Source organism: Desulfosporosinus burensis (assembly GCF_054657535.1).
Genome location: NZ_BAAHYN010000066.1, coordinates 1 through 677 on the forward strand (window position 1 = coordinate 1; position 677 = coordinate 677).

Genomic DNA, 677 nt, shown 5'->3' on the forward strand with positions numbered 1-677 from the left:
TTGATGATCGCATGGTCAAACGGGTGATTGAGGGGGAATTGTCATGAAGGGATTAGAGGAATACTTTTTAAAAACAGGGTTTTATGATCTTCTTCCTCAAGCACTACAATTGGCCGACGATTTCGGATACGATCAAAGTGAGATGATGGAAGCCATCTGCAAGGTAAGCGATAAATATTACCAGTACCCACCCACAAGAAATAGAACAGCTTGGTTCAAGAGGGTCTTTGTGGAAAAGTTAGCCGAAGCGCGGGCGGATATTCTGGCCTTTAGGTTAAAGGCTGCAAAAGGATGAGCCTATGAGAACGGGCAAAATGGGGACATATGACCAAGTGCTCGGAGTAGTCTCCCTGCAACAAAGGGCTCCTAAAATCGACCCTTCGCATAGAGCATTACCACAGAACTGGTTCATATGGGTGTTGCTATGGTGTTTAAAGTATCGCTCTTTGCACCAGAATGAGGAGGAAAGAAATGCCTAGGCAGTCTATTGAACTACCCAAGAACATCAAAGAAGGCCTTGATAAAATGGCTTCGACCTTTGGAATGACGCAAAATGCGTTGATTAACCTTGCTGTCACCACGATGGTTGTAAAATACGACGCCGAAGGAACGAGGATCTTCTTTGATTTAATTTCTCCGCCAAGCAAAAGAAAATAGGGCATTATTGTTCCTACGAC

The 677-nt window shown here is 44.2% G+C and carries 2 protein-coding genes; both read left to right on the forward strand.

Features of this window, described 5'->3' with window-relative positions; genetic code table 11:
- Nucleotides 1–43 precede the first annotated feature (43 nt).
- Nucleotides 44–295, forward strand: coding sequence for a hypothetical protein (locus ACYQ3Q_RS28375; RefSeq protein WP_459931734.1), 252 nt, complete (start codon nt 44–46; stop codon nt 293–295).
- 176 nt (nt 296–471) lie between these two features.
- Nucleotides 472–657, forward strand: coding sequence for a hypothetical protein (locus ACYQ3Q_RS28380; protein ID WP_459931735.1), 186 nt, complete (start codon nt 472–474; stop codon nt 655–657).
- The last annotated feature ends 20 nt before the right edge of the window (nt 658–677 follow it).

Coding starts and splice junctions, on each gene's coding strand:
- ACYQ3Q_RS28380 (WP_459931735.1), top strand. CDS start 472: ATGCCTAGGCAGTCTATTGAACTACCCAAGAACATCAAAGAAGGCCTT.
- ACYQ3Q_RS28375 (WP_459931734.1), top strand. CDS start 44: ATGAAGGGATTAGAGGAATACTTTTTAAAAACAGGGTTTTATGATCTT.